The sequence below is a fragment of the Ruegeria arenilitoris genome (genome assembly GCF_013030265.1).
GTDB lineage: Bacteria > Pseudomonadota > Alphaproteobacteria > Rhodobacterales > Rhodobacteraceae > Ruegeria > Ruegeria arenilitoris_E.
The window spans coordinates 13,287-38,900 of record NZ_WPZQ01000006.1; the positions used below are offsets into that span (position 1 = coordinate 13,287).

The 25,614-nt window shown below is 55.9% G+C and carries 37 protein-coding genes; 14 read left to right on the forward strand and 23 right to left on the reverse strand.

The window, feature by feature from the left end:
• The first annotated feature begins 40 nt into the window (after nt 1–40).
• The gene (locus GOX61_RS11525) at nt 41–595 is read left to right on the forward strand and encodes a hypothetical protein (protein ID WP_170333853.1); all 555 of its coding nucleotides are present in this window, start codon (nt 41–43) and stop codon (nt 593–595) included.
• A 50-nt stretch (nt 596–645) separates the two neighbouring features.
• Entirely contained in the window at nt 646–1,038 is a 393-nt protein-coding gene (locus GOX61_RS11530; protein ID WP_170333855.1) for an META domain-containing protein, read from the forward strand.
• Here the strand turns inward: GOX61_RS11530 and recO are convergent.
• Nucleotides 1,022–1,747, reverse strand: coding sequence for a DNA repair protein RecO (gene recO, locus GOX61_RS11535; RefSeq protein WP_155142306.1), 726 nt, complete (start codon nt 1,745–1,747; stop codon nt 1,022–1,024). The genes GOX61_RS11530 and recO overlap by 17 nt on opposite strands.
• 168 nt (nt 1,748–1,915) lie before the next feature.
• Here recO and GOX61_RS11540 point away from each other — a divergent pair, with 168 nt between their 5' ends.
• Entirely contained in the window at nt 1,916–2,305 is a 390-nt protein-coding gene (locus GOX61_RS11540) for a VOC family protein (protein WP_155142304.1), read from the forward strand.
• A gap of 182 nt (nt 2,306–2,487) precedes the next feature.
• Nucleotides 2,488–2,793, forward strand: a complete 306-nt coding sequence (locus GOX61_RS11545) for a hypothetical protein (RefSeq protein WP_170333859.1) — start codon at nt 2,488–2,490, stop codon at nt 2,791–2,793.
• Nucleotides 2,794–2,795: 2 nt separating this feature from the next.
• Here the strand turns inward: GOX61_RS11545 and GOX61_RS11550 are convergent, their stop codons facing one another.
• A complete protein-coding gene (locus GOX61_RS11550; RefSeq protein ID WP_155142300.1) occupies nt 2,796–3,125 on the reverse strand; it encodes a DUF1491 family protein in 330 nt (109 codons plus the stop codon).
• Nucleotides 3,122–4,030, reverse strand: a complete 909-nt coding sequence (gene era, locus GOX61_RS11555; RefSeq protein WP_155142298.1) for a GTPase Era — start codon at nt 4,028–4,030, stop codon at nt 3,122–3,124. Before era ends, GOX61_RS11550 begins: the two co-directional genes overlap by 4 nt.
• A 158-nt stretch (nt 4,031–4,188) precedes the next feature.
• Between era and GOX61_RS11560 the strand changes: the two genes are divergently transcribed.
• Complete coding sequence (locus tag GOX61_RS11560) at nt 4,189–5,571, forward strand: multicopper oxidase family protein (protein WP_170333861.1); 1,383 nt, start codon at nt 4,189–4,191, stop codon at nt 5,569–5,571.
• Nucleotides 5,572–5,597: 26 nt separating this feature from the next.
• Here the strand turns inward: GOX61_RS11560 and GOX61_RS11565 are convergent, their stop codons facing one another.
• The 12 genes from GOX61_RS11565 to folK form a co-directional block, all read right to left on the reverse strand.
• Nucleotides 5,598–6,074 (reverse strand): hypothetical protein, encoded by a 477-nt coding sequence (locus GOX61_RS11565; protein WP_155142295.1) that lies wholly within the window; start codon nt 6,072–6,074, stop codon nt 5,598–5,600.
• A 157-nt stretch (nt 6,075–6,231) separates the two neighbouring features.
• Nucleotides 6,232–6,909, reverse strand: a complete 678-nt coding sequence (rnc, locus tag GOX61_RS11570; RefSeq protein ID WP_170333863.1) for a ribonuclease III — start codon at nt 6,907–6,909, stop codon at nt 6,232–6,234.
• On the reverse strand, nt 6,906–7,745 hold the full coding sequence (lepB, locus tag GOX61_RS11575) for a signal peptidase I (RefSeq protein ID WP_170333865.1): 840 nt from the start codon (nt 7,743–7,745) through the stop codon (nt 6,906–6,908). The genes rnc and lepB overlap by 4 nt, the downstream gene beginning before the upstream one ends.
• A gap of 57 nt (nt 7,746–7,802) precedes the next feature.
• Entirely contained in the window at nt 7,803–8,222 is a 420-nt protein-coding gene (gene acpS, locus GOX61_RS11580) for a holo-ACP synthase (protein WP_170333866.1), read from the reverse strand.
• Nucleotides 8,223–8,227: 5 nt separating this feature from the next.
• The gene (locus GOX61_RS11585) at nt 8,228–8,698 is read right to left on the reverse strand and encodes a hypothetical protein (protein ID WP_170333868.1); all 471 of its coding nucleotides are present in this window, start codon (nt 8,696–8,698) and stop codon (nt 8,228–8,230) included.
• Complete coding sequence (locus tag GOX61_RS11590) at nt 8,695–9,318, reverse strand: LysE family translocator (protein WP_170333870.1); 624 nt, start codon at nt 9,316–9,318, stop codon at nt 8,695–8,697. The genes GOX61_RS11585 and GOX61_RS11590 overlap by 4 nt, the downstream gene beginning before the upstream one ends.
• A 67-nt stretch (nt 9,319–9,385) precedes the next feature.
• Nucleotides 9,386–9,829: an ABZJ_00895 family protein gene (locus GOX61_RS11595; protein WP_155142284.1), complete on the reverse strand. Its 444-nt coding sequence runs from the start codon at nt 9,827–9,829 to the stop codon at nt 9,386–9,388.
• Nucleotides 9,830–9,866: 37 nt separating this feature from the next.
• The gene (locus GOX61_RS11600; RefSeq protein WP_170333873.1) at nt 9,867–10,613 is read right to left on the reverse strand and encodes a pyridoxine 5'-phosphate synthase; all 747 of its coding nucleotides are present in this window, start codon (nt 10,611–10,613) and stop codon (nt 9,867–9,869) included.
• Nucleotides 10,606–11,304, reverse strand: a complete 699-nt coding sequence (locus GOX61_RS11605; protein WP_170333875.1) for a DUF2062 domain-containing protein — start codon at nt 11,302–11,304, stop codon at nt 10,606–10,608. The genes GOX61_RS11600 and GOX61_RS11605 overlap by 8 nt, the downstream gene beginning before the upstream one ends.
• A 16-nt stretch (nt 11,305–11,320) precedes the next feature.
• Nucleotides 11,321–13,453, reverse strand: coding sequence for a RelA/SpoT family protein (locus tag GOX61_RS11610; protein WP_155142280.1), 2,133 nt, complete (start codon nt 13,451–13,453; stop codon nt 11,321–11,323).
• Nucleotides 13,454–13,479: 26 nt separating this feature from the next.
• Nucleotides 13,480–13,833 (reverse strand): DNA-directed RNA polymerase subunit omega, encoded by a 354-nt coding sequence (rpoZ, locus tag GOX61_RS11615; protein ID WP_155142277.1) that lies wholly within the window; start codon nt 13,831–13,833, stop codon nt 13,480–13,482.
• A 94-nt stretch (nt 13,834–13,927) separates the two neighbouring features.
• Entirely contained in the window at nt 13,928–14,509 is a 582-nt protein-coding gene (gene folK, locus GOX61_RS11620; protein ID WP_170333877.1) for a 2-amino-4-hydroxy-6-hydroxymethyldihydropteridine diphosphokinase, read from the reverse strand.
• A 130-nt stretch (nt 14,510–14,639) separates the two neighbouring features.
• On the opposite strand from folK, the gene GOX61_RS11625 reads away from it, so the two are divergent.
• From GOX61_RS11625 to GOX61_RS11650, 6 genes are all read left to right on the forward strand, one after another.
• On the forward strand, nt 14,640–15,215 hold the full coding sequence (locus GOX61_RS11625; RefSeq protein WP_155142273.1) for a LabA-like NYN domain-containing protein: 576 nt from the start codon (nt 14,640–14,642) through the stop codon (nt 15,213–15,215).
• Nucleotides 15,216–15,409: 194 nt separating this feature from the next.
• Complete coding sequence (gene ispH / locus GOX61_RS11630) at nt 15,410–16,360, forward strand: 4-hydroxy-3-methylbut-2-enyl diphosphate reductase (protein ID WP_170333879.1); 951 nt, start codon at nt 15,410–15,412, stop codon at nt 16,358–16,360.
• A complete protein-coding gene (locus GOX61_RS11635; protein WP_170333881.1) occupies nt 16,357–16,809 on the forward strand; it encodes a DUF3429 domain-containing protein in 453 nt (150 codons plus the stop codon). Before ispH ends, GOX61_RS11635 begins: the two co-directional genes overlap by 4 nt.
• Nucleotides 16,806–17,399, forward strand: coding sequence for a class I SAM-dependent DNA methyltransferase (locus GOX61_RS11640; protein ID WP_170333883.1), 594 nt, complete (start codon nt 16,806–16,808; stop codon nt 17,397–17,399). Before GOX61_RS11635 ends, GOX61_RS11640 begins: the two co-directional genes overlap by 4 nt.
• Nucleotides 17,392–17,859: a ribonuclease HI gene (gene rnhA / locus GOX61_RS11645; RefSeq protein ID WP_170333886.1), complete on the forward strand. Its 468-nt coding sequence runs from the start codon at nt 17,392–17,394 to the stop codon at nt 17,857–17,859. Before GOX61_RS11640 ends, rnhA begins: the two co-directional genes overlap by 8 nt.
• Complete coding sequence (locus GOX61_RS11650) at nt 17,856–18,479, forward strand: trimeric intracellular cation channel family protein (RefSeq protein WP_170333888.1); 624 nt, start codon at nt 17,856–17,858, stop codon at nt 18,477–18,479. Before rnhA ends, GOX61_RS11650 begins: the two co-directional genes overlap by 4 nt.
• A gap of 3 nt (nt 18,480–18,482) precedes the next feature.
• Here the strand turns inward: GOX61_RS11650 and speB are convergent, their stop codons facing one another.
• The 6 genes from speB to def (GOX61_RS11680) all read right to left on the reverse strand — a co-directional run bounded on the left by speB (nt 18,483) and on the right by def (GOX61_RS11680) (nt 21,824).
• Complete coding sequence (speB, locus tag GOX61_RS11655) at nt 18,483–19,304, reverse strand: agmatinase (RefSeq protein WP_170333890.1); 822 nt, start codon at nt 19,302–19,304, stop codon at nt 18,483–18,485.
• Between the two features lie 62 nt (nt 19,305–19,366).
• A complete protein-coding gene (locus GOX61_RS11660) occupies nt 19,367–19,603 on the reverse strand; it encodes a GlsB/YeaQ/YmgE family stress response membrane protein (protein ID WP_155142259.1) in 237 nt (78 codons plus the stop codon).
• A 1-nt stretch (nt 19,604) separates the two neighbouring features.
• A complete protein-coding gene (locus GOX61_RS11665; protein ID WP_155142258.1) occupies nt 19,605–19,859 on the reverse strand; it encodes a hypothetical protein in 255 nt (84 codons plus the stop codon).
• 15 nt (nt 19,860–19,874) lie between these two features.
• A complete protein-coding gene (gene fmt, locus GOX61_RS11670; RefSeq protein ID WP_170333892.1) occupies nt 19,875–20,780 on the reverse strand; it encodes a methionyl-tRNA formyltransferase in 906 nt (301 codons plus the stop codon).
• A gap of 8 nt (nt 20,781–20,788) precedes the next feature.
• The gene (def, locus tag GOX61_RS11675; protein ID WP_155142254.1) at nt 20,789–21,283 is read right to left on the reverse strand and encodes a peptide deformylase; all 495 of its coding nucleotides are present in this window, start codon (nt 21,281–21,283) and stop codon (nt 20,789–20,791) included.
• Between the two features lie 22 nt (nt 21,284–21,305).
• Nucleotides 21,306–21,824 (reverse strand): peptide deformylase, encoded by a 519-nt coding sequence (gene def, locus GOX61_RS11680; protein WP_155142250.1) that lies wholly within the window; start codon nt 21,822–21,824, stop codon nt 21,306–21,308.
• A 98-nt stretch (nt 21,825–21,922) separates the two neighbouring features.
• On the opposite strand from def (GOX61_RS11680), the gene GOX61_RS11685 reads away from it, so the two are divergent.
• Both GOX61_RS11685 and GOX61_RS11690 read left to right on the forward strand, forming a co-directional pair.
• Entirely contained in the window at nt 21,923–23,095 is a 1,173-nt protein-coding gene (locus GOX61_RS11685) for a MalY/PatB family protein (RefSeq protein ID WP_170333894.1), read from the forward strand.
• A 3-nt stretch (nt 23,096–23,098) separates the two neighbouring features.
• A complete protein-coding gene (locus tag GOX61_RS11690; protein ID WP_170333896.1) occupies nt 23,099–23,626 on the forward strand; it encodes a L,D-transpeptidase family protein in 528 nt (175 codons plus the stop codon).
• A gap of 3 nt (nt 23,627–23,629) precedes the next feature.
• Here GOX61_RS11690 and GOX61_RS11695 read toward each other — a convergent pair whose 3' ends face one another.
• Nucleotides 23,630–23,983 carry a hypothetical protein gene (locus GOX61_RS11695; RefSeq protein ID WP_155142239.1) on the reverse strand — a complete coding sequence of 118 codons (354 nt, stop codon included), beginning with the start codon at nt 23,981–23,983 and terminating at the stop codon, nt 23,630–23,632.
• A gap of 211 nt (nt 23,984–24,194) precedes the next feature.
• On the opposite strand from GOX61_RS11695, the gene GOX61_RS11700 reads away from it, so the two are divergent.
• On the forward strand, nt 24,195–25,184 hold the full coding sequence (locus GOX61_RS11700; protein WP_170333898.1) for a glutathione S-transferase family protein: 990 nt from the start codon (nt 24,195–24,197) through the stop codon (nt 25,182–25,184).
• Here GOX61_RS11700 and GOX61_RS11705 read toward each other — a convergent pair.
• On the reverse strand, nt 25,166–25,528 hold the full coding sequence (locus GOX61_RS11705) for a response regulator transcription factor (RefSeq protein ID WP_155142235.1): 363 nt from the start codon (nt 25,526–25,528) through the stop codon (nt 25,166–25,168). The two genes, GOX61_RS11700 and GOX61_RS11705, sit on opposite strands and share 19 nt — an antisense overlap.
• Nucleotides 25,529–25,614: the final 86 nt, after the last annotated feature.

The window sequence follows — 25,614 nt, forward strand, 5'->3', positions numbered from 1 at the left end:
CAAAGAATACAGGCTCGGGCGAGTAGTTGGCGCAACCATTATGACAAAACTGATATTTGCACTTTGGGCAACTTTGGCAGCCCTTGCATTGGGTGGCTGTACAACATCACCGCCGACTGCCAGCCAGGACGATATCAACGAACTGGCGCAGGCCATTCAAAGCCTAAGTCCTGCTGTCGATTCTGCTGAGGCCCGAAAGGCCGCTTCGATTGCGTATACCTATTCACAACAACTGGCTCGGGAATGGAACATCACCGATCCGGCGATAGTACATAACGCAAAGGTCGCAAACGGCCTACGGGAACGCGGCCTGTGCAATGACTGGGCCCAAGCCATGACCACACGCCTGAGACAGGAAAACTTCCGGACGCTTGACCTGCATTGGGTTACATCACCTCCAACCGCGTTCCGGATCATCCATCATTCGGCGGCAATCAGCGCAAAGGGGGCGTCGATGAATGACGGCATCATCCTTGATCCCTGGCGAAACAGCGGTGCGCTGTTCTGGGCACCGGTTCGCGAAGACACCAGATACAACTGGAGACCTCGCATGGAAGTTCGCGAAGAACTGCTGAGCGGTGCGATACCCTACTAAAATCCAATACACCGGTTCCCTCGGCACTACGGAATGGATAAGAGATCAGCATGACGCGCCTAATCCTGACCCTGCCTCTTCTGGCCCTTTTCCAGTGTGATAAGGACGAAACCGTTGCAGCCTACGGTGCGGCAGACCAGACATGGGCGTTGCAGGAAATAGATGGGCAGCCTTATGCGGCCAGCGCTTTGCTGCGCTTTCCCGAAGAGGGCAAGATTGCGGGCAATGCCCCGTGCAACAGCTATACCGGTACGTTAAGTGCACCATACCCCTGGTTCGAAATCCAGAATCTAACGGCCACACGTGCGGCCTGTGCTGGACTTGAGGCCGAAGGGTTTTATTTCGCCGCGCTCATAGCCATGACCCAGTCTGAAGTGTCAGGCGATATCCTGATCCTTCGGAACGAAGACGGCCACGAGATGGTATTCAAAGCCGCCGAGTGAACTGATCCACAAATCGTGCCCGCGCATCAGGCAATGGATTGTGACCCAATGCAGGTGCAACCCGGTTCTCAAGAAAATATCCAGTTGTTCCCAGGGCCTGGGCGATCTCATCATCAGCCCCCTGCCCTTCGCCCAGAAGACACGGTGGTAAAGGCAAGAGCCTGTCAGCCCATTCGCCTGCACCCTCAGCGCTCACTGCACGCCCTGATTTTGGCGAAACATAAATCAGACCCTCAGTCGTACCAGTCACGGCGCATCGGCTAAGATCAAGGCCAAAGCCCAATTCTTCCAGCAACGCCATTTCCCAACGCAGATAAGCCAGCGGCCAGATGTCATCCTGTCCGAGCAGATCCATGAGTTGTTCAGTTTGCTTGTAAATGGCTGGATGGGGTTCGCGTTCGGGCAGGCAAAAGGACAAAAGCGCCACGACTGCGTTCAGTCCTGCAAGCGCCAATCGCCCTGAAAACGCCGCAGCAGCGCGAGAGCGGAGAGGTTCGACCTGAAAAGTACCGATATGTTCCTCAAGCCGCGCACGCCACAAGACGTCCAGCTGCGCACCCGGCTGCAGTATTGGCGCGATCTTGCGGCTGGTGCCCCCGCGCACGACGCCTGCATGCCGGCCATGACCTTCAGTAAAGACCTCGATAATCGCTGCCGTTTCACCGTGGCGGCGAGAGGTCAGAAGTATGCCGTGATCGCGCCAGTCCAAGTTTGGGTCCGTTCAGTTATCAGATGCGCCCGCAGGAAATCTCATGCCCGTCATACGCGCAAGGCAGAAACTGGCCGAAGGTATTCATACAGTCGGACAAACGAATTGCACATAACGGGCACTTTGGCTAATGTTCACTTTATGTTCTCATCAAAGGAAATTAAAACCATGTCTCTCAACTATGTCATGATTGGCTCAAACGATGTCGCCAAGGCCCGCACCTATTACGACGCGGTCATGGCCGAAATCGGTGGCAAGGTTGTCGCTGAATACATGCCATACGCAGTCTGTTACGAGCTGCGTGGCGGCGGGCGAGTCTGGGTATCGATGCCACACGATCAGAAAACGGCGGCTCCCGGGAACGGAAACATGGTCGGCCTGCTGTGCGAAAGCGAAGACGAGGTGCGCGAAGTCCACGCAGCGGCACTGGCCAATGGTGGCACCAACGAAGGCGACCCCGGCCCGCGCCCGCAATATGGCCCGGACTTTTTTGGAGCCTATGCCCGTGATCTGGATGGTAACAAGATGAGCTTTGTTAACTTTGGTGAAAACGGCTGATCGCATTCGCGGTCAGTAAAGCTAAAGGGGTTGGATTGGCATGATGGGCACTATCGACAAGTCGGTTGAGCCCATCTTTCGCACGCCAGCCCCAACCTGCGTTTTGTTGTAACTGCATGACACTTGACGCACATGGGGTACACCCTTTAATTAACACAATAGTTAAATAAAGGTGAGATATCATGCGCGGAATTACGATTACGTATAGCTACGAAGGCAATGAGAGCGCCTGGACCGACGCCACTGCAGCCTTCATATCTGCCATCAACTCTGATCCGGCGGCAGCAGGGAAATTCACCTACCAAGTGGCGGTAGCGGATGATGGAACGACCCGGTTTCATTGGGGCCGTTGGGACAGTGCAGAAACGTTAGCGCATGTGCAGGCGCAGCCATATTTCAAGGAGTTTGCTGCCAAGGTGCGGGAATTTGCAGGAGGCGCACCCCATGCGACCGGCCACGACATTTTCGCAAAAACGGGCGGTTGGTAGGTTTACTCCAACCCTTCCTCCCCAAGCAAGTGGCGCCCCTGCCGATCCTCAACCTCGATCACCCAAAGATCGGGATCAAAGCTGCGCTGACGCTGTATGGCGCTGTCTACGTCCACCTCTGCCCCATTGGACAGTTCAACCCATTTGCGCTCACCGCTCATCAAGTCAAAGCTGCGTTGAAAAGCAATCGCCTGACCGTCCAACGTGTTCAGTTTGACCAGTACTGCACCGGCAGTGTCATCGCCATGGGCCACAACAAAGGCTGGGATCTCCTGAAACCGCAGCCGCGCCAGATAGGCATGGACCCAGAATTCAGCCGTCAGGCGGCTCATGCGTTGCCGTCTTTGAAATCCAGACCCATTTCCGAATACCGCTCGGATTCTTCCAACCAGTTGGGTCGGACTTTAACCTGCAGGAACAGGTGGATCTTGCGGTCGAGGAACTCTTCCAACTCGGCCCGTGCCGCCTGACTGACGGCCTTGATCGTTTCGCCCCGTTTGCCCAGCACGATACCTTTGTGGCCGTCGCGCATTACGTAGATGACCTGATCGATCTTGGCAGAACCGTCTTTGCGCTCCTCCCAGTTCTCGGTTTCCACAGTCAACTGATAGGGCAGTTCCTGATGCAGGCGCAGGGTCAGTTTCTCACGCGTCATCTCAGCCGCGATCATGCGCAAAGGCAGGTCGGCAATCTGATCCTCGGGATACAGCCAAGGACCTTCGGGCAACTCGGACGCCAGCCACTTGCGCAGATCGTCGACACCATGTCCCTTTTCCGCAGAAATCATGAAGGTTTCGGCGAAGGGATAGCGCGCATTCAATTCGCTTGTCAGCGCCAGCAGCTTCTCGGATGGGACCTTGTCGATCTTGTTGATGGCCAACGCGATGGTACGGCCCTGACCGATCTCTTCCAGACCCTCGAGGATACGTTCAACGCCTTCGGTAATGCCACGATGTGCCTCGACCATCAGCACGACGACATCCGCGTCGGCCGCCCCGCCCCACGCGGCGGCGACCATGGCGCGGTCCAGACGGCGGCGGGGTTTGAACAGGCCCGGCGTGTCCACAAATACCAACTGCGCATCACCTTCCATCGCTACACCGCGAATACGGGCGCGGGTGGTCTGCACCTTGTGCGTCACGATTGAGACCTTGGCCCCGACCATGCGGTTCAAAAGGGTGGATTTGCCTGCATTGGGCTCTCCGATCAGGGCGATAAATCCGGCGCGTGTGGTCATGTGTCCTGCGATCCTGTTAGCAAGTGCGCATCCCTATAGCAGAAAGCCCATATGGACCAGAGGGTTTTGTCGCATTGCAGCCATGCACCCGAGATGGCAGCATTCAACTGCACCGCGCCATTCCGAGCCAGGTGACTATCATTTCAACGAGGCAAGACATGAAACGTCGCGAGTTTCTTCTGGGAAGCGGAGCCGCTGCAGGCGCATTGGGGCTGGGCGGTTTCGGATTGGCTGCGAGCAGTGGTGCACAGGATCTGGTCATTCAGCCTGCAAGCTTCAGGTTCCGTGAGCAAATGACGACCGGAATGGTCAGCCTGTCGCCGAATGCGCCCCCGCCTGTTTTGTACGGGCGCCAGGGTGAAGTCATGAAACTGCCGGTGCGCAACGCGACCCCGGACTATACAGCGATGCACTGGCACGGGTTGCGTATCCCAAACGGAATGGACGGCGTGCCGTACCTCACCCAAATGCCAATGGGCGCGGATGAAGTGTTCAACTATGAATTCACCCCACCTGATGCCGGCACCTACTGGTACCACCCGCACTGTATGACCATGGAGCAGATGGCCCACGGCCTGACAGGTGTAATGGTGATAGCCGAGCCGGAAGACCCGGGTTTCGACGCTGATCAGGTAATAAACCTGCGAGATTTCCGGCTGGATGAGGAAGGCACCTTCCTGCCCGCATATACCGCACGCGGAGCGGCGCGATCAGGTACATTTGGCAATGTACTGACGGCCAATTGGCTGGATGCACCTAGCTATGAACACCCAGCAGGCGGTTTGGTGCGCCTGCGCGTGGTCAACACCGACACGACGCGCATCTACAAACTGCACCTTGAGGGTGCTGCGGCGCGGATCATCGCCTGGGACGGACATCCAGTCGAGATTGAGATGCAAATGCCCAGCGCCAAGGAGCCCATGCTGGTTGGCCCCGGTCAGCGCGTTGACTTCGCCATGACTATGCCCCCTGAGGAAGGCAAAACCGTCGATCTGGTCGCCAAGATCCCCGGTCAGAAGCATCGCATCATGGCGCAGCTGCGTGCTGTCGGCCAATCCCTGTCACGCGATCTGCGCGAAATGAAGCCCCTGCCCCTGAATCCGGTTGCTAAACCGGATCTGACAAACGCCGAATTGCATGAATTCGTGTTTGGCTGGACCCCCGAAGGCGGCGCGCCAAATGACGGGTTCTGTGGCTCGCTGGGGTATAGTTTTTGGTCGATCAACCGGACGCCATGGCCCGGTGACGCCGCCGAGAACGTAGGGCCACTGGCAACACTGCAAATGGGTAAAAGCTACATCCTGCGTTTGCGCAATGAATCCCCGAACCTGCACCCAATCCATCTGCACGGGCTGGCCTTCGTACCTCTGCGCTCTAACCTGCGCAAACTACCGCCACTGATGACCGATACGATGCTGTTGCTCAAGGATGAGGTGGCCGAGGTCGCGCTGGTGGCAGACAATCCCGGAGACTGGGCTTTCCACTGTCACGTGATAGAACATCAGAAAACCGGGCTAACCGGATATATCCGGGTGGTTTGAGGCGCGCGTGACACGCCCCTCGATCTTTATGCGTGCTGGCGCTCGATCAGGCGCAGGACAGCCACCATGACGATGCCATAAAGCACATGGCCGATCAGCGCGACCCAAGTGATCCCTGTGAAGTTGAGGAAAGGCGGCAGACCCGACAGGGTAGTGATGCCACCCAAGGCAAAGACCCACAATCCGAACCCGTAAATCGCGGAGGCCGCGAACATATGGACCGGCCCTAAAACCTTAACCCAGATCGGTTTGAAGATCAGGAACCATCCCAATGGATAGGCGATCAGACCAACGAGGTAGAAGTGGACAAAAAAGCCCAGAAAGGCGTTGCTCGGCAATCCGAGACTGGACAGCAGGCTTTGCGCAAGTCCCTCAGGTGACAGATTGGCCCAGCCTATTCCGGGGCTGATCACCTGCCCCCAGAAATCAAACGCGATGGTGGCGATGAAACCGGCGATAAAAAGAAAGCCGATATTCACGGTGGTCAGTTTTGCACTTTGCATTGGTCCGCCTCACTTCGTTGTATTTGATGTGCTTTGACACGTCGTGTTTCAGCTAGCGCCAAAGCAGATAACATTCAGATACAATCGCGATGGATAACCTGCCATAGACCTCAAGTTAGATTGAAAAACTGTAACAATCCGGGTCTGAGACCGTGTGCTACTTGAGTTGCGCCAACAGTGCTTTGGCTGCCGCCTGCTCGGCCTGGCGCTTTGATCCGGCGGTCGATTGGGCCTCGGTCCCGTCTTGCAGGCGGGCAGCTATGGTGAACACCGGTGCATGATCAGGACCGCTGCGTGATACTTCGACATAGGATGGTGGTTTTTGCCCCCGGGCCTGCGCCCATTCCTGCAGGGATGTCTTGGCATCGCGAGCGTCGGCCTCAACATTGTGGATGCGGTCACCCCATAGCGCAAGGATCACATCGCGCGCCGCCTCAAACCCTGCATCGCGATAGACGGCGGCAATCACCGCCTCCATCGCATCGCCCAGCAGGGCTTGCTTACGACGACCACCAGACAGCATCTCGGATCTGCCCAGCTTCAGCACCGCCCCCAGATCGATCTGGCGCGCCACGTCTGCGCAAGCCTCTTTTCTGACCAGCGCATTGAACCGCGGAGCAAGCTGGCCTTCCGAAGCCTTTTTGTCGGCCTCAAGCAGCGCCGTGGCCATCACCAATCCCAACACCCGGTCGCCCAGAAACTCCAGCCGCTGGTTGTCAGGCCGCGTGGAGGAAGAAACCGACCCGTGGGTCAGTGCGCGTACCAGCAACTCAGGGCTTTTGAATTCGTACCCCAGACGTTGCTGGAACGCCTTCATTTCAGCCGATAGCTTCAATTGACCGCCTCAAAGAACCGATCACCACGCCACGTCCAGAAGAACAGCATGGAACGACCAGCGGACGAGAACATGATGCGATCAGCCCGACCGATCAGGTTTTCGTAGGGCACATAGCCAACACCGCCAGCAGACTGCGGCAAACGGCTGTCACTGGAGTTGTCGCGGTTATCGCCCATAAAGAAATAGTGGCCTTCGGGAACGATATAGACGCCTGTATTGTCTGCCCCCTGATTGCCGATGTTCAGTACCTCGTAAGAGACACCATTTGGCAGCGTTTCGACAAAGCGTTCTTTTTCGCAAACGCCACCGATCCCGACAGGACCGTTCGAGCACCGCGGGCGCAGGCCCTGCGGGCCCTGAGGTTCTGCGATCTCAGTGAACACGCCGTCAGGTTTTTGTGTTACCGGGGTCCCGTTAAGGATCACCACGCCATCACGCACCTGCACACGATCCCCTGGCAGGCCGATCAGGCGCTTAATGTAATCACGGCCCGTAACCGGATGGCGGAACACAATCACATCGCCACGGTCAGGTTCACCACCCAGCAAGCGCGTATTCTCGTCACCTTGCATCCAGCCACAGATATCTTCCGCGTCGATATTCAGACCTACGCTGGGAATGATCAGGCTGGGGCAGGAGGCGTAAGAGTAGCCATAGGCCATTTTGTTGACGAAGAGGAAATCCCCGATCAACAATGTTGGCTTCATGGAACCGGACGGAATCCAGAAAGGTTGGAAGAACAGGGTGCGAAAGACGCCCGCGATCAGCAAGGCGTAGACGATGGTTTTGATCGTCTCCCAGACGCCGCTTCCGGTTTTGGCTTCCTCGGCCATACTGCTCTCCGATTGTTTCTTGGGTCCGCTGCTACATGCGGCTCTGCCAGGGGCAAGTCAAGGCCGCGCGGCCCGTTCGTGCAGCGGCCGCGCTTCGATCACCACAAAGGCCTGCGCCCAAGGGTGATCATCCGTCAGGGTAACATGAATAATGGCCTCGTACCCCTCGGGTGTCATCTCATTCAGGCGCTCAGCTGCCCAGCCGGTAACATGCATCACCGGTTGACCGGTTCGAAGGTTGGTAACGGCCATATCCTTCCAAGCAATGCCCATGCGCAACCCGGTACCCAGCGCCTTGGAACACGCCTCTTTTGCGGCCCAGCGCTTGGCATAGGTGCCAGCAGTATCGGCGCGGCGCTCGGCCTTTCGCTGTTCGGTTTCGGTAAAGACACGATTGCGAAATCGGTCGCCAAACCGATCGAGCGTGCCCTGGATGCGATCAATGTTTGCGAGGTCTGTGCCGATGCCGAGGATCATATGTATTAGTCACTCTTGCTGCCGGACAGTGTTGAACGCCACTGAGCCGGGAATTGTAGAACTAAACGGCAAACACCTATAGCAATCGGAGCCCAAAACAATAGTGCCGCATTTCCAAGAAAGACCTTAGAGAAACTAATTCTCCCACAGTGCTGAAACCCATAGATCAAAACAGCGATCTGCACCGCCCACCACCACAATACCGAAAGGCCAACCATATAGACTGCATTGTACCAGAGCGTCGCACTTGAGAACTGCTCTGAGCGCCTAAACAAGAACGGAAATATCTCAACCATCGTGGCCAACATGACAGGCATTACCAAGAGCTTCACCGGAACAAACAAGGCGCCTTCAGGGATGGGCACCCCCACGAAGTTGGGCGAAACCGACATTAAAAGGTAAATTGAAAAGAAAAAGACGAACCTAAATCGATTGAAAACAAGGATTTTCTGATCTTCTCTCCATAAAGCAATCAAGACAGCCTCACCGTCAAAATCTTGTAACTCGCTACCCCGAAGAACCCCGCAAACGCAAAATCGAACCAGCGGCGGGCGCGGCGGTAGGCGCGGACCATGCGCTCGGACGAGAACAGGAAAGCATAGCCGATGAAGATCAGAAGCGAACCCGCATAGAGCTTCGCAAAATAGCCAAGCAGCATCGAAAGACTCGCGTCGTTTGGCGCAACGATGGCATAGATCGAGCCCCAGCTAAGGATTGCCTTGGGATTGGTCAGGTGAATGGCGGCACCTTTGGCAAAGATGCTACGCAGAGATCCTGTCACCGGCTTACCCAAAGCCACTTCGTCCGACGTCATAGCGCGACGCAAGGCCTTCAGTGCAAGCCAACCCAGATAAGTCACGCCGATATAGCGGATAACTTCAAACACCCAGACATTGGCCAGCATGATGGCCGACAGCCCCAGCGCGGCCGCGATGCCCCAAGCGGCCGAGCCTGCGCAAATGCCCAGAGCAAAAACCAGACCGGCCTGACGGCCCTCATTCATGGCGGTCCCGGCAATGCCCATCGTCGCTGGTCCGGGTGAGCCGCCTGCAAGCAGCCACGCGATCCAGATTGCTATGAATCCCGAGGTGATCATCACGCAAGGGTCAACCGAACAATACCGAGAACGGCGACTGTGAGCAGGAAGAAGTAACCGATGACGATCATGAGGAGCGAGTGTGTTGACGCGCCATCTGCTTCAATTGGTTCTTTGCACCCAAACCAATGAACAAGCGACAAAGCAAAATGGAAAGTACGAACGAAATGCCAAGAATCACTAACATCCAAATGATGGGAAGGCTTGATAGTGGTGCCAATACTTCTGGAAAGACCATAACAAAAACCACGGCCAGAAGTAATGACCACACTAGACCTACCAAAGCCATTAGGCGCGATGCTGCCCACATCCCCGACGTAGTTGGTTTTTCGCCATGATCTTTCACATAGCGCTGTCCTTCGATCATCGCAGCCGTCATGAACGGGATCATTCCCGCCGCGGCACCTGGTAGTTCCGCCCCCAATAGTTTCTGGGCTGCCAAATCCATAAACGGCATCGCGATACAGGTTCCAACGTAAACCAATGAAAAGCGTACAATGTTCGTTTTCATTATGAATTTCTCTTTCTCGAACAACCTGTAAAGCGTTTCATGTCCGTGCCTCATCCATCAAGCGGCGCATTTCCTGAATGGCAGGTGTAAGGCCACGGAAGATCGACTCGCCGATCAGAAAGTGGCCAATGTTGAGTTCGCGCACTTCGGGAAACTCAGCAACGGGTTTCACCGTGTCATAGGTCAGACCATGGCCAGCGTGAACCTCAAGGCCCAGCGAATGCGCAAAGCTCGACATTTCACGCAGAGCCTCCAGTTCCCGTGCAGCCACTTCTATGTGACCTTCTGCATGCGCATCGCAATAGGCACCAGTGTGCAACTCGATCACCTCGGCACCAATTCGGTGCGCAGCCTCGATCTGGCGCTGATCAGCAGCGATGAAGATCGATACACGACATCCCACTTCACGCAGGGGTGCAATGAAATGAGCCAGCTTATTTTCTTCTCGTGCGACCTCAAGCCCGCCTTCGGTAGTGCGTTCCTCGCGCTTTTCGGGAACGATACAAACCGCGTGGGGCTTATGGCGCAAGGCAATCTGCTGCATCTCCGGCGTGGCGGCCATCTCAAAATTCAGCGGTACTGACAGCACTTCCATCAAGCCGTCGATATCCGCATCCGAGATATGGCGCCGGTCTTCGCGCAGATGGGCGGTGATACCATCAGCACCAGCCTCTTCAGCCAGCTTGGCAGCACGCAAAGGATCAGGGTACGCGCCACCCCGGGCGTTTCGCACCGTGGCCACGTGGTCAATGTTAACGCCCAACCGCAGATGGTTCTCAGACATCGCTCGAATCCTTATTCAGCCCTGCGGCTGACCCTAGTGGATTTGTGATCGAAGCGTCAGCCTTGGATTCAGCCAACTGTTTGATTTCTTCGAATTTCGCCTTGATCCGGTCCCGCCGGCGCTGTTGGTAGGTACGGATCAACGGTAAGCTCAGGAAATAGCAGACCACCCCAGCAATCATACCCGGAACAATGCCACCGATGAGGTATGGGTAAAAAACCTCATGATAGAACTGCGCAAGCCCGTGCCAGTCTGCTACGCGGTCAGTAAACATGGCGAAAAGGTTGTTTTTCAGATCACCGATTGCCCCGGCAAACTTGCCCATCAGACCCTTGGTATCACCCTTCTCGAATTGGGTCCCCAACAGGAAATGCCCGGTTTGCAGGCAAACCACTCCGATAGGTACATAGGTCAGCGGATTCCCAAAAAACGTGCCGCTAAGCGCGGCCAGAATATTGCCGTTGATCAATCGCGCCAGAACGGCCGCAACGACAAAGTGCAATCCATAAAACGGGGTGAATGCGGTAAATACCCCTGCCCCGATTCCTCGCGCGATCCGCTCAGGTGAATCCGGCAGGCGACGAACACGATGTTTGACATAGTGGAAGGCGCGGGTCCATCCGCCGCGCGGATAGACAAATTCCGATGCGATCTGGACAGGCGAGCGTCGATCTCGGCGCTTGAAAACCACTCCTGATCACCCCTTCTCAACCAGCCGCAACAGCGGCATCCGCCTTGTCCCGATGACGTTCGACCGCCGCAACATCACTTTCCGCCTCAAGCATCAACATCAGCGAATGCAACTGTTCCAAATCGCGCAGTTCGACATTGATCAGCAGGCGGTAAAAATCCGGTTTGCGGTCAACAAATTCCAGATTGGAGATATTGGCCTTTTTCTCTCCGATCAATGTGCAAATGCGACCCAATACGCCCGCATCGTTTCCAATGGTCAGATCCAGCGTCGCACCATAGACCGCCGGGTGGGTTCCCGAATGCCAATGCAGGTCAACCCAGCGTTCGGGTTCGTTTTCAAACTCGGACAGGCGGTCACAGTCGATGGCGTGCACAACCACACCCTTGCCGCGATAGGTGATGCCAACGATGCGCTCACCCGGCAGAGGTTGGCAGCAAGGCGCGCGATCGAATTTCTGCCCCGGTTCCAGACCTATCACTGCCCGACGCAGCGGAATGGCGTCACCTTCATCTTTCGTAAGCTCAGGATAAACGGCCTCAACCACTTCATGAGCTGTCAGTTCAGCACTTCCGAGGCGCGCTAACAGCTCGTGGCGATCTTTAAGCCGCAGATGTTTGGCTGCAGTATCCAACGCCTTGTCAGTCGCCTTGCGGCCGACATGTTCGAAACCGGCTCGTGCCAGTTCCTTGCCCAACTTGATGAAGCGCTCGCGGTCCACCTCACGCAATGCGCGACGGATGGCTGTGCGGGCTTTTCCGGTCACTGCGATTTCCAGCCACGTGACCTGCGGCGTCTGGCCGTCAGCAGTGATGATATCGACAGATTGTCCATTCTTGAGGCGTGTCCAGAGTGGAACCCGGATCCCATCCACCTTGGCACCCACACAAGCGTGGCCGATACGCGTGTGGATCGCATAGGCAAAATCAATCGGTGTCGCGCCACGGGGCAGCTTTACAACATCCCCTTTCGGCGTGAAGCAGAACACCTGGTCCGAGTACATCTCGAGCTTAACGGCCTCGAGAAAGTCTTCATGATCATCCTCGTTGTCGAACTGCTCGGTCAGATTTGCGATCCACTTGGCAGGGTCTACTGCAAACGGGTTTTCGGATCGAACCCCATCGCGATAGGACCAGTGTGCGGCCACACCTGTTTCGGCAACGTCGTGCATCTGGCGGGTGCGAATTTGTACTTCAACCCGTTTGCCGTCACGCCCCGAGACGGTGGTGTGGATCGATCGATAACCGTTCGATTTAGGCTGGCTGATATAGTCCTTGAACCGCCCCGGCACCGCGCGCCAACGCTGGTGGATCGCACCGAGCGTGCGGTAGCAATCCTCCTCGGACTGCGTAATGATGCGAAAGCCGTAGATGTCGGAAAGACGCGAGAAACCCTGATCCTTCTCCTGCATCTTGCGCCAGATCGAATAAGGCTTCTTGGCGCGACCAAAAACCTCGGCCTCAATCCCCGCCTTATCCAACTCGTGGCGCATATCTCCGGTGATCCGGTGGATTACGTCCCCGGTTTCTCGCTGAAGCGTAATGAACCGACGAATGATCGACTGGCGGCCCTCTGGATTTAGAACGCGGAAGGCAAGATCTTCCAACTCCTCGCGCATCCACTGCATACCCATGCGGCCAGCCAGTGGCGCGTAGATATCCATTGTCTCACGTGCTTTGATGACCTGCTTTTCCGGCCGCATCGCCTTGATAGTGCGCATGTTGTGCAGGCGGTCGGCAAGCTTGACCAAGATAACCCGCAGGTCTTTGGACATTGCCATGAAAAGCTTGCGGAAGTTTTCCGCCTGCTTGGTTTCGCGGCTGGATAACTGCAGATTGGTCAGCTTGGTCACACCATCAACCAGCTTGGCGACTTCCTCTCCAAACAACTCGGAAATCTTGCCGTAGCTGGCTTTGGTGTCTTCGATTGTATCGTGCAGGAGAGCCGTGATGATGGTCGCATCATCCAGACGCTGTTCGGTCAGGATCGCGGCAACGGCAACAGGATGGCTAAAATAGGGCTCTCCGGAATGGCGGAACTGCCCTTCATGCATTTGCTGCCCGAACTCGTAAGCCCGGGCGATGCGATCTGCATTTGTCTTTGGGTTGTAGTTGCGGACCAGCGCAATCAAGTCGTCAGCAGAAATCATCCGGTCCGCACCTTGTGTAGCTTGGGTTACCCCTGGCCTTGAGCCTCCATCAGAGCGCGCAGGAGCTTTTCTTCGGACATGTCGTCGTCGGCAGGCTTGTCCGATTCAGCACCCATCAGCAGCGCCATCTGATCTTCTTCAGGTTCGTCAACTTCGATCTGAGTCTGGTTCGCTTCGATCAGACGCTCACGCAGTTCATCTGCGCTCTGAGTTTCATCTGCGATTTCACGCAGCGAAACGACAGGGTTCTTGTCGTTGTCACGATCTACGGTGATCGCGGCACCGGCAGAAATCTCGCGCGCACGATGGGCGGCAAGCATCACCAGTTCGAACCGGTTCGGAACCTTGTCTACGCAGTCTTCGACCGTCACGCGGGCCATAGGGCGCTCTCCACAAATGAATCTGTGTCAGGAAGGGGTTTATCTAAGCGTGATTCCCCGCATTGACAAGCGGGAAATGGCTTTTTCCAATGCTTCACATCGGTGTTACCGCAGATACATCCTCGGCTGGCAACCTGGCAATCATTTCAGTCACGGTCAGGTCGAGAACGGGATGACGCCAATCAGGTGCAATGTCAGCCATCGGAACAAGCACAAAGGCCCGGTCCTGCAAACGGGGATGCGGAACAATCAACTGATCTGGCGCGACCTGAGACTGTTGATCCGCAGCTAAGTTGAACCAGCGTTTATATTCGGCCTGATCCGGTAGCACGAGATCCTCCCAACACACCAGATCAAGGTCCAAAGTGCGCATACCCCAACGCTGTTCGCGTGCGCGGCCAAATTCGTGTTCAACCCGATGCAGCAATTCCAACAGGCCGTTCGGATCCAGATCGGTTTCGATTAGCGCCGCAGCATTCACGTAATCAGGCCCCGCACCCGCCGGAAAGCACGGAGTTTCAAAGAAACGGCTCACCCTGCGAATCACCACACCCTGACGCTCCAACGCATCAATCGCTTGGCGAAGTGTCACACTGGGCTCATTATCTCTCAGATTGAGATTTGCGCCTAGCGCTAACACTGCGTTTGAGCAAGTTTTGTTCACTTCTGACCCCATATTCCTTATGACGCATACTTGCGATACAGCCCAAAAGCCCTAATTATAGGGACACCAGCGCGTCGATCATTTTTCATTCACTCACTCACGTAACACGCGGCGCTCTGGGTTATACCGAAAGGGACTGTTTATGTTTTATAAGGACGAACGGCTAGCGCTGTTCATCGACGGCTCGAATCTTTATGCTGCGGCAAAAGCTCTCGGTTTTGACATCGACTACAAGCTTCTGCGGCAAGAGTTCATGCGCAGGGGGAAGCTGCTGAGAGCCTTTTATTACACAGCGCTGCTCGAAAACGACGAATACTCACCGATCCGCCCACTGGTTGACTGGCTGCATTACAATGGCTTCACCATGGTCACCAAACCGGCGAAAGAATACACCGACAGCATGGGGCGTCGGAAGGTCAAAGGAAACATGGATATCGAGCTCACCGTCGATGCCATGGAGCTTGCACCACGCGTTGACCATATTGTGCTGTTCTCGGGCGATGGGGATTTCCGCCCGCTGATTGCCAGCCTGCAGCGTCAGGGCGTGCGTGTTTCAGTTGTCTCGACCATCCGCAGCCAACCGCCAATGATCTCGGACGAGTTGCGCCGTCAGGCCGACAACTTCATCGAGCTTGAGGACCTGCGCGACGTGATCGGCCGGCCTCCGCGTGACATCCCTAACGAGCCACGCAGTGTGGCGGTCGCCTCGGGCACCTGATACAATCCGCCACTCACCAAGCGGAATAATGTGCGCGGTCAGGATCTATTGTCCTGGCCGCGCTTCTTTAACCAAGGACCAGTGCTGAAACACCGTTTTGCTAGCACTGATTCATGTCATATGAATGACAGACCGGTCCTGACTGGACCAACGGTATGAAAAGCCTTACCTGTCCCATTCAAGGAGACAGCGCCATGACCCAGCAGCCACTGACACTTTATCTTGCCGCACCGCGCGGTTTTTGCGCGGGCGTGGATCGTGCAATCAAAATCGTGGAAATGGCGCTCGAGAAATGGGGAGCGCCCGTCTATGTGCGCCACGAAATCGTTCACAACAAATTCGTAGTCGATGGTCTGCGCGAAAAAGGTGCTGTCTTTGTCGAAGAGCTGGATGAATGCCCAGATGACCGCCCGGTGATCTTTTCAGCCCATGGCGTTCCGAAATCTGTCCCGGCTGCAGCATCCCAACGCGAAATGGTGTTCGTGGACGCCACCTGCCCGCTTGTGTCCAAAGTGCATATCGAGGCGCAGCGCCATGCCGAGGCCGGGCTGCAGATGATCATGATTGGCCATAAAGGTCATCCTGAAACCATCGGCACTATGGGGCAGTTGCCGGATGGCGAGGTTTTGTTGGTTGAAACCGTTGACGACGTCGCAAATGTTGACGTCCGGAACCCGGATAAGCTGGCCTTTGTCACGCAAACCACCCTTTCCGTCGATGATACCAAAGATATTGTAGCAGCCTTGCAGGCTCGGTTCCCGGCAATCGTGGGGCCGCATAAGGAAGACATCTGCTACGCCACGACCAACCGGCAGGAAGCGGTCAAATCGGTAGCCCCAAAATCCGATGCACTGCTTGTGGTGGGCGCGCCAAACTCATCCAATTCCCGACGACTGGTCGAGGTCGCCTCAAAAGCCGGGTGCGCCTATGCGCAGTTGGTACAGCGCGCGAGAGAAATCGACTGGCGAGCCCTCGATGGCATTTCGAGCATTGCCATCACAGCCGGCGCTTCAGCTCCGGAGGTACTCGTCAACGAAGTTATCGACGCCTTCAAAGAACGCTACGATGTGACTGTCGAGCTTGTCGAAACCGCTGTAGAAAATGTTGAATTCAAGGTCCCGCGCGTTCTGAGGCAGCCCGCATGAGCGGGGTGCCCAAGGCACCCCTGTTTCTTGGCCTGGCCGGATTAATCCCGTTTGTTTGGGGCGCAGTAACATACGTAAATTCAGACCTGCAGGCCTGGGGCACCCAAATGCTGGGGCCACGCTTTGTGGGACCATACGTGCAACTTTTTTATGGAGCCGTCATTCTCAGCTTCATGTCCGGGATCTTGTGGGGATTCGCGACCAAGACCTCGGGAAGCAAGGCCGCGACGTGTTACGCGCTGTCAGTCCTACCTGCTCTCTGGGCGTTCTTTACCACAGGCGGTGGACCGGAAACTGCCGGGATAAACCTGATCATTGGCTTCATAGGCTTATTGCTTCTGGATGCCGCATTCTGGCACTGGGGCCTTGCGCCTCGCTGGTGGATGAAACTGCGCATCCTTCTGACCGCAATCGTAGTTTTATGTCTTGCTGTAGGAGTTTACCTGTGAGCGATCCTGATACCATCTCTGTTTATGACGAACAGGCACAGCAATATGCCGAACTGACCGATGACTCAAACAAAGCGGATCGGGGTATGACCGATTTCATCGCAGCGGTTCCCGAGGGAGGTATGGTCCTTGATCTGGGCTGCGGACCGGGCGCATCCGCGCTGGTCATGGCGCAGGCGGGGCTGAAGGTTGAGGCAACGGACGCCTCGGCCGAAATGGTCAAGCTGGCCTCCGCCAATCATGGAGTTACCGCTCGGCAAGCAGAGTTTACGGACCTGAACGAAGTCGAAGCCTATGATGGCGTATGGGCTAATTTCAGCCTGCTTCACGCCACCCGCGCAGCCTTCCCGAACCATCTGGTGGCAATTCACAAAGCTCTGAAGCCGCATGGCGTTCTGTTCATCGCCATGAAGCTGGGACAGGGCGAAGGACCGGACAGGTTGGGTCGGTACTACAGTTACTACAGTGAGGATGAATTGAAGACTTATCTGCAGGAGGCAGGATTCACCGTTACGGGCCAATGGCATGGTAGCGGCACCGGGCTTGATGGATCGGTATCGGACTGGATCAGGTTGGCCGCACATGCCTGATCTGTTTGCTTATACGGATGGCGCCTGTTCTGGCAATCCCGGCCCCGGCGGTTGGGGGGTATTGCTGCGTGCGATGGATGGGGACGACGTCCTCAAAGAACGCGAACTGAATGGCGGCGAAGCGGAAACCACAAACAATCGCATGGAATTGCTGGCCGCAATCGCCGCGCTTGAGGCGCTGGAGCGACCATCAAAAATCACGATTGTGACTGACAGTGCATATGTAAAAAACGGCGTGACAGGCTGGATATTCGGATGGAAGCGCAATGGCTGGAAAACTTCCAACAAGAAACCGGTCAAAAACGTCGATCTGTGGCAGCGTTTGGATGAGGCGCAGGCCCGTCATGACGTCACATGGGAATGGGTAAAGGGGCACGCTGGGCATCCCGAGAATGAACGTGCTGACGAGCTTGCCCGTGGCGGTATGGAGCCATTCAAGCCAAAAAAGGCCAAGGCGTGAACGGGCTTGCCCTGCTGGATTACGCCTCGGTTCTGGTCTTTGCGCTGACAGGCGCATTGGTGGCCAGCCGTGCGCAGCTTGATCTGGTTGGGTTCGCGTTCATGGCTTGCCTAACGGCGGTTGGTGGAGGCACGGTCCGGGATCTGCTGCTGGACCGGCATCCCATTTTCTGGGTTGGGCAACCCGATTACATCCTGATTGCAACGGCGGCTGCGGTTTTGGTGTTCTTTACGGCGCATCTTGTCGAAAGCCGATACAATTGGCTGGTCTGGCTGGACAGTTTCGCACTTTCGATTGCTGTCGCCGCAGGAACCGGCGCGGCTTTGTCACTGGGGCAGTCCGGGGTAATCGTCGTGCTTATGGGTATCAGCACCGGGTGCCTGGGTGGATTGATGCGCGATGTCGTGTGTAACGAAGTGCCGCTGGTGTTGAAGCAGGGTGAACTCTACGTCTCCTGCGCTTTTTCAGGTGCGATTACTGCAGTCTTTGCAACAAAGCTTGGGTTGGAGCCCCTGTTGTCACTTGGGCTCTGCGCGTTGGTATGCTGGGCGTTGCGGGCTGGCTCTTTAATATTTGGCTGGAAACTTCCGGTCTATAAGGGCCGTCCACCCAGACAATAGGCCCTAACCCATCAGCAAACGCGCGCCGATTTCTTTGACAAACTTCGCTGCAACCATCGCGGTCATCCCATATGGGTCACGGTGAGGGTTCAGTTCAACGATATCCGCGCCAACCAATTGCCCTTCAAACTGGTGGATCAAGTCGATCACCTCGCGCGTACTCAGGCCACCAGGTTCATGATGTGACACTCCGGGGGCAAAGGCCGGGTCCAAAGCGTCCAGATCCAGCGACAGATACACCGGACCATCGAAAGAAAGTTGAAGGTCCGGTCGCCAGTTACGCATGTCGATCACTTCGACGCCGAACTTGTCTGCCTGCGTGCGCTGATGCGCGTTCATGGTGCGAATACCCACCTGCACCAGACGTCTGATCGGGCAATTCTCCATCACCCGTGCGAAAGGGCAGCCGTGACCAAGGGGACCGATATCTTGCTGATCATAAAGATCAGGGTGCGAGTCGATATGCAGGATGTTCAAACCTTCATAACGCTCGGCATGGGCTTTGATCAGTGGGTAAGCGACCGAATGATCGCCACCCAATGACAGCAGCCGCGCGCCAGTTTCCACACGTTCGGCAGCGCCTGCCTCAATCCGATCAATGGGTTCCTGACCGCGCATCTCAAAAACATCAAGATCCCCGGTATCCTTGAAACGGTCCGTCGCACTAAGATCAGTGCCATCCTCGGCGGTCAGGTTCGCAGCCCCGGAGTGTAGTGCTTCGCGAATTCGCCCGGGGGCAAAGGCTGGCCCCTGCAGAAAAGATGAGTGCAGATCCAGTGGAATGCCCATCAGGGCAACATCACCCGGTTTCAGATCATGCGGCATGCGGCGGTCTCCGATATCATTGCCGCGCGATCTGGCCTGCACTTTTGTTGAGGGTCAAGTGTTCAGCGGCGAAAATAGGTCTGCCAAATCCAGATCACCAACAGCGCCCCAAGTACCGCCCCGATGAAACCGGACAGCCAGCCCATGACCGTGATCAGCGTCCGCAAAAGGAACCCACCTACCAGTGCCCCAACTATGCCAATCAGCATGGTGGTTGGAATGTCGGCCTCGATCTTCATCAACCTCGTCGCCAAAAATCCGGCGGCTGCTCCAATGATGATCAGTGCGACAATGGGCATCTCATTTTCTCCAGTGAGTCGGCACAATGATGAGCGCACCAACAGATGACACGATTGCGTTAAGCCCCGGGGAACCCAGACCAAGTCCGAAGCCAAACATCCTGCCGAACATCATCTGGGTAAAGAAAAACAGAAAGGCACCGCCGATACAAATGATGATGGATTGCAAATAACCGTTGTGGGTAAAGCCTGATTTTTCGGACAGTGCACCAACGATTGCCGCAATCAGCACAGTCCCCATCAATGTCAAATACAAGTCAGTTGTCCTTTTCTAAATCCGGGTTCCGGCATTAATGCTCCAACCGCGCAGAAACTCGTCCCTGTCTTGCGCGCCCTTGCCTGCCCGTTGCAGACGCAGAAGCTCGACAGCACCCTCGCCACAGGCAACGGTCAGCGCATCATCCAGCACCTCGCCCGGCACACCTTGGCCCTGCGCAATCCGCGAAGCCAGCAGTTTGACGCGTTCACCCTCAATTTCAGTCCAGGCGCCAGGGAAAGGAGACAACCCCCGGATTTGTCGATCAACCTCTACGGCAGGGGATGACCAGTCAACACGCGCTTCTGCCTTATCGATCTTGGCAGCATAGGTCACGCCAATCTCAGGTTGCGGTTCTGGCGCGAGATCCGGCAAACGGTTAAGAGCATCGACTATCAGATGCGCGCCCATGACGGAAAGGCGGTCGTGCAATTGCGCCGTGGTTTCCTCGATCCCGATATCAGTAGCTTCGCGCAGCAATACCGGACCGGTATCCAGCCCTGCCTCCATCTGCATGATGCAGATACCCGTTTCGGTATCGCCGGACATAATCGCCCGATGGATCGGTGCTGCCCCACGCCAACGCGGCAAAAGGCTTGCATGAATATTAAGGCAACCGTGGCGAGGTGCATCCAGAATAGCCAGCGGCAGGATCAACCCATAAGCCACAACCACCGCAACATCAGCGTCAAGCGCTGCAAACTCGGCTTGCGCCTCAGGTGATTTCAGTGACACTGGATGTCGAACTGTCAGGCCCAGAGTGTCAGCGCGCGCGTGAACAGGCGTAGGTCTGTCCTTCTTCCCTCGGCCCGCCGGGCGTGGTGGCTGGCAGTACACGGCAGCGATCTCATGGCCGGCCTTCACCAGCGCATCCAGCACCGGCACCGAGAAATCGGGGGTTCCCATGAATACGATACGCATAACCAGTCTCACCCTGCCTTTTTGGCTTTGCGCAACAGCATGTCCCTTTTGACCTTGCTGAGACGGTCAAAGTACATCTTGCCATTAAGATGGTCGATCTGATGCTGCACGCTTGTCGCCTCGATACCGACAAAATCCCGGCGATCGATCATACCGTGCTCATTCAGAAATTTGACCGTTACTGCCCGAGGGCGTTTTACCTTGGCGGAAACGCCTGGCAGGTTTGGGCTGGCCTCTTCATGTTCGCGCAACTCGACTGAGCTGTGTAGAATTTCCGGATTTGCAAGTTTCACCGCACGCCCTCGTTCGGTCGAACCGTCAACAACGGCAAGCTGCATCATCACACCGATCTGAGGAGCAGCCAAACCAACGCCCGGCATCGCCTCCATCGTGTCAATCATGTCGTCCCAAATGGCGCGGATCTCATCCGTGATCTCGGTCACTTCATCGGCCTTGCTGCGCAGGCGTTTGTCTGGCCAGGGCAGGCAGGAGCGTACGGTCATATGCTGTTCTCCGATGCCACGCTTATGCGCGGGCGCGCTCGCGCTTCAGCTTTTGCATTTTGCGGGTGATCATCTGCCGTTTGAGCGGTTTGAGGTAGTCGATGAACAACTTGCCATTCAGGTGATCAATCTCGTGCTGGACGCAGGTGGCCCAAAGCCCATCAAACGTCTCTTGCTGCAGGTTCCCGTCCCGGTCCAACCAGGTGACATCAACAACCTTGGGACGGGTGACCTCGGCATACTGGTCAGGGATGGACAGGCAACCTTCTTCATAGACGCTGGTTTCATCCGATGCCGAAACAATCTCGGGGTTGAACATCGCCAATGGTCGGGGCGCCTCGCCCTCTTCCTTGACGCAATCAATCACGATCAACCGATCGAGTATCCCGATCTGGGGTGCAGCCAAGCCAATGCCGGGCGCGTCATACATTGTCTCCAGCATGTCATCGGCCAGCTTACGCAGTTCGTCGGTGATGTCAGCGACCGGCGTGCAGACCGTTTTCAGGCGGGGATCGGGATGGATCAGGATATTGCGTTTCATGAGGCTGACTTAGGCCATCACGTGCGTCGCCGCAACGCCCCCCTTGCACGCAGCGCGATTCAGGATAGCTTGCCCTGCGATCAGACAGGAGAACACCCATGAGTTTTGACGATCTCATCAACCGCCACGGCACCCACTGCGCCAAATGGGACATGATGGAGCAGGTCTATGGCGTACCGACCAATGACGGGATCGCCATGTGGGTCGCGGACACGGACTACCGGGCGCCTGCGCCCGTGCTGAACAAGATGCGCGAAATGGTTGACCATGGTGTGTTCGGTTACGTCAATCTCGACCAGCCTTATAAAGACGCAATCCGGTGGTGGATGCGCACCCGCCATGATTGGGTCGTGGATGCGGATGCGATCTTTACCACCACGGGCTTGGTGAACGGTGTTGGTATGTGTCTGGACACATTCACACAACCCGGCGATGGGATCGTCCTTTTCACACCGGTCTATCATGCCTTTGCCAAGGTGATCCGCAATGCAGGCCGCGAGGTTGTGGAATGCCAGATGGTCAACAATGATGGCCGCTACGAGATGGATTTCGAAGCCTATGATGAGCAGATGACAGGCAAGGAAAAGATGGTCATCCTCTGCTCACCGCACAATCCCGGTGGTCGGGTCTGGACCCAAGCCGAATTGCAGGCGGTCGCGAATTTTGCCAAACGCCACGACCTGCTGCTTTTGTCTGATGAAATTCACCACGATCTGGTTTATCCGGGACACACTCACATCCCGATGCAGAATGCTGCACCGGAAATCACTGACCGGCTGTTAATGCTGACTGCGCCATCCAAAACCTTCAACATCGCCGGTTTGCATACAGGTCAGGTGATTATTCCAGATCCTGAATTGCGGGGACAGTTTGCAAAACGGATGCTCGCCCTGTCGCTTGCGCCGAACTCAGTCGGGCAGTTTGCGACCGCAGCCGCCTATTCTGCTGAAGGGGCGGCATGGGTGGACGAACAGATCGCCTATATCGACGAAAACCGAAAAGTCTTTGATACCGCAATTGCTCGCATTCCCGGGCTGCGTTCGATGCCGTTGGAAGCCACTTATCTGGCCTGGGTCGATTTCTCGGGCACAGGCATGGATCGCGCTGAGTTCACTAACCGTGTCGAGCAAACAGCCAAGATCGCGGTCAATCACGGCACAACATTCGGTTCAGGCGGTGAACAGTTCCTGCGGTTCAACCTCGGAACTCAGCGTGCCCGGATCGAAGAAGCCTGTGATCGCTTGAAAGACGCATTTTCCGATCTGCAGTAAAACATGCGCCGGTTTGCTCTGATAACACTGATTGTTCTTGTGGCTGGTGCTGGCTGGTTTGGCTGGCACCGCTTTGGCCCAAGACCTGTTGCCCCGCCGATGGCACCTGAGGCCTCGCAGGTCGACCATATCCTTATCGAGAAATCTGCCCGCAGGCTGACGGCCACGCTGGATGGAGCGATCGTGATGCAGGCCGACATCGCACTTGGTTTTGAGCCTGAGGGCGACAAGCAGCAGGAAGGCGATGGCAAAACGCCGCTTGGATTGTTCAAGATAGACAGGCGTAATCCTCAAAGCGCTTATCACCTGTCACTGGGTATCGACTATCCACAGACTGAAGATATTGATCACGCCAGTCTTGAGGGCGTCGACCCCGGTGGAGACATCTTCATCCACGGTCAGCCAAACGGCGTCTTTGGCATCACACTTCCGGGCGACTGGACTGCCGGTTGCATCGCAATATCGAATTCTGAAATGGCACGGCTCTGGAGCCTTGCACCAACTGGGACAACGGTTGAAATCCGACCCTAGCGGTCAGTCTTCCACACCAAGCAACGCGATTGGCGCATCGGGAGCGCGATAGAAATCCAACGGGGCCTTATCAGCTGCGGCGGTATTGCGTTTGAACTCATAACGCATCTCGCCGCCCTCTTCTTCATCAGCAATGATCAGACATTGATAAAGGTGCTTTGCACCATCGTATATGTCGACAAGACCGCGCAATTGCGGCGTAGTCTCCGCCTCAACGGAAAATCCATCATTCCACAATTTGAGGATTTTGAAGTAATTGTCGCCCATTTCCACCCTCAAGCGACTGGCTTTCTTCAGGGTAGCGATTCGTGCCGCATCCAATTCGGCACGCATTTCCTTAGAAACATAGGTACTCATAAATCTATTCCCCCCTTAACACTCTTTATTGTGGGGGCAGATATGTAAAAATCCAGTGAACCGCGACACTTAGTTTTGCCCAATCGCCGACTGTTGCACAGAAATCCCAACCACCAGTGTGCAGCGATGCAGGCTAATTGCGCGCCTGGTTCAATAGGAAGCACTGAAAGCGCAGACTATCTTCGCCGTGAATACTTGCGGAGGACACAAGATGGGCCTGTTGGTCGACGGTAAATGGCATGACACTTGGTATGACACAAAATCCACTGGAGGAGCGTTCAAGCGTTCCGCCGCTCAGTTCCGCAACTGGCTGACCACGGATGGCAGTGCAGGACTGTCCGGAAAAGGTGGTTTCCCCGCAGAGACAGAACGCTATCACCTCTATGTCAGCCATGCCTGCCCATGGGCGCACAGAACGCTGATCTTTCGGGAACTGAAAGGGCTGAGCGATCATATTTCGGTCTCGGTTGTGCATCCCGATATGCTGGACAAGGGCTGGAGCTTTGAAAAAGACGGCAATGGTGCAACCGGCGATACCCTCTATGGTCTGGACTATGCCCATCAGGTCTATACCAAGGCTGACCCGACCTACTCTGGTCGCGTGACTGTGCCAATCCTGTGGGATAAGCAGCAAGAAACCATCGTTTCCAACGAGAGCTCCGAAATCATCCGTATGTTTAACTCGGCGTTTGACGAGATTACCGGAAACACCGATGACTACTGGCCTGAGGCGATGAGGGATGACATCGAAGAGGTCAATGCGCGCATCTATTCGAACGTAAATAACGGCGTCTACAAATCCGGCTTTGCGACCTCGCAAGAGGCTTACGACGATGCAGTAAACCCATTGTTCGAAACTCTGGATTGGCTTGAGGATCACCTGGCTTCGCGCCGCTATCTGATGGGTGATCGCCTCACCGAAGCGGATTGGAGACTGTTCACCACACTGATCCGGTTCGATCCGGTTTATCATCTGCATTTCAAATGCAACCGGCGGCGGTTGATCGATTACCCTAGCCTGTGGGCCTATACGCGCGAGCTATACCAGTGGCCCGGCGTTGCCCAGACAGTGAACATGGCTCATATCGTGCGCCACTATCACTTCAGCCATGACAGTATCAATCCGCACCGGATCATCCCGGTAAATCCTGAACTGGATTACATGGAGCCCCACAGACGGGATCAGCGGCCCGCCGCATAATGCTCGACCATCGCCGCCAGATCTTCTGGCGGCGTGCCGCTTTGCACATAGGCACAGGCGTTAGGACTATGGGCAAAGATGGATCCATCTGAAAAGAACGTCGTATTGGTCACAAAGATCACCCTGGTATCGGGGCGGCGGTAGCTGGCAAAATCAGCCACGGCAAGCGCACTGCCGGTTTCCAATACCAGATCCAAGACGATGATATCGAATGCCGTGCTATAGAGCGCCAGAATTGCGGCTTCTTGCGTTTCGACCAATGTGACCTCGGCCTCCTGCCTTTGCAGATGGCGTTGCCACACCCGACCCAGATCGGGGTTACTCTCAACAATCAGAACTTTCATTTGCAACAACCTCGGCACTTGATAGAGTGAACGGTGCCGACCCCTTGGTCCGTGATCCCGTCATTTCCTTAACAAAAAGTTAACGA

Bases quoted from the DNA above. Each gene is read 5' to 3' on its own strand.
- GOX61_RS11525 (WP_170333853.1), top strand. From the start codon at position 41: ATGACAAAACTGATATTTGCACTTTGGGCAACTTTGGCAGCCCTTGCA.
- GOX61_RS11530 (WP_170333855.1), top strand. From the start codon at position 646: ATGACGCGCCTAATCCTGACCCTGCCTCTTCTGGCCCTTTTCCAGTGT.
- GOX61_RS11540 (WP_155142304.1), top strand. From the start codon at position 1,916: ATGTCTCTCAACTATGTCATGATTGGCTCAAACGATGTCGCCAAGGCC.
- GOX61_RS11545 (WP_170333859.1), top strand. From the start codon at position 2,488: ATGCGCGGAATTACGATTACGTATAGCTACGAAGGCAATGAGAGCGCC.
- GOX61_RS11550 (WP_155142300.1), bottom strand. From the start codon at position 3,125: ATGAGCCGCCTGACGGCTGAATTCTGGGTCCATGCCTATCTGGCGCGG.
- era (WP_155142298.1), bottom strand. From the start codon at position 4,030: ATGACCACACGCGCCGGATTTATCGCCCTGATCGGAGAGCCCAATGCA.
- GOX61_RS11560 (WP_170333861.1), top strand. From the start codon at position 4,189: ATGAAACGTCGCGAGTTTCTTCTGGGAAGCGGAGCCGCTGCAGGCGCA.
- GOX61_RS11565 (WP_155142295.1), bottom strand. From the start codon at position 6,074: ATGCAAAGTGCAAAACTGACCACCGTGAATATCGGCTTTCTTTTTATC.
- lepB (WP_170333865.1), bottom strand. From the start codon at position 7,745: ATGGCCGAGGAAGCCAAAACCGGAAGCGGCGTCTGGGAGACGATCAAA.
- acpS (WP_170333866.1), bottom strand. From the start codon at position 8,222: ATGATCCTCGGCATCGGCACAGACCTCGCAAACATTGATCGCATCCAG.
- GOX61_RS11590 (WP_170333870.1), bottom strand. From the start codon at position 9,318: ATGATCACCTCGGGATTCATAGCAATCTGGATCGCGTGGCTGCTTGCA.
- GOX61_RS11595 (WP_155142284.1), bottom strand. From the start codon at position 9,829: ATGAAAACGAACATTGTACGCTTTTCATTGGTTTACGTTGGAACCTGT.
- GOX61_RS11600 (WP_170333873.1), bottom strand. From the start codon at position 10,613: ATGTCTGAGAACCATCTGCGGTTGGGCGTTAACATTGACCACGTGGCC.
- GOX61_RS11610 (WP_155142280.1), bottom strand. From the start codon at position 13,453: ATGATTTCTGCTGACGACTTGATTGCGCTGGTCCGCAACTACAACCCA.
- rpoZ (WP_155142277.1), bottom strand. From the start codon at position 13,833: ATGGCCCGCGTGACGGTCGAAGACTGCGTAGACAAGGTTCCGAACCGG.
- folK (WP_170333877.1), bottom strand. From the start codon at position 14,509: ATGGGGTCAGAAGTGAACAAAACTTGCTCAAACGCAGTGTTAGCGCTA.
- GOX61_RS11625 (WP_155142273.1), top strand. From the start codon at position 14,640: ATGTTTTATAAGGACGAACGGCTAGCGCTGTTCATCGACGGCTCGAAT.
- ispH (WP_170333879.1), top strand. From the start codon at position 15,410: ATGACCCAGCAGCCACTGACACTTTATCTTGCCGCACCGCGCGGTTTT.
- GOX61_RS11635 (WP_170333881.1), top strand. From the start codon at position 16,357: ATGAGCGGGGTGCCCAAGGCACCCCTGTTTCTTGGCCTGGCCGGATTA.
- rnhA (WP_170333886.1), top strand. From the start codon at position 17,392: ATGCCTGATCTGTTTGCTTATACGGATGGCGCCTGTTCTGGCAATCCC.
- speB (WP_170333890.1), bottom strand. From the start codon at position 19,304: ATGCCGCATGATCTGAAACCGGGTGATGTTGCCCTGATGGGCATTCCA.
- GOX61_RS11660 (WP_155142259.1), bottom strand. From the start codon at position 19,603: ATGCCCATTGTCGCACTGATCATCATTGGAGCAGCCGCCGGATTTTTG.
- fmt (WP_170333892.1), bottom strand. From the start codon at position 20,780: ATGCGTATCGTATTCATGGGAACCCCCGATTTCTCGGTGCCGGTGCTG.
- def (WP_155142254.1), bottom strand. From the start codon at position 21,283: ATGACCGTACGCTCCTGCCTGCCCTGGCCAGACAAACGCCTGCGCAGC.
- def (WP_155142250.1), bottom strand. From the start codon at position 21,824: ATGAAACGCAATATCCTGATCCATCCCGATCCCCGCCTGAAAACGGTC.
- GOX61_RS11685 (WP_170333894.1), top strand. From the start codon at position 21,923: ATGAGTTTTGACGATCTCATCAACCGCCACGGCACCCACTGCGCCAAA.
- GOX61_RS11690 (WP_170333896.1), top strand. From the start codon at position 23,099: ATGCGCCGGTTTGCTCTGATAACACTGATTGTTCTTGTGGCTGGTGCT.
- GOX61_RS11695 (WP_155142239.1), bottom strand. From the start codon at position 23,983: ATGAGTACCTATGTTTCTAAGGAAATGCGTGCCGAATTGGATGCGGCA.
- GOX61_RS11700 (WP_170333898.1), top strand. From the start codon at position 24,195: ATGGGCCTGTTGGTCGACGGTAAATGGCATGACACTTGGTATGACACA.
- GOX61_RS11705 (WP_155142235.1), bottom strand. From the start codon at position 25,528: ATGAAAGTTCTGATTGTTGAGAGTAACCCCGATCTGGGTCGGGTGTGG.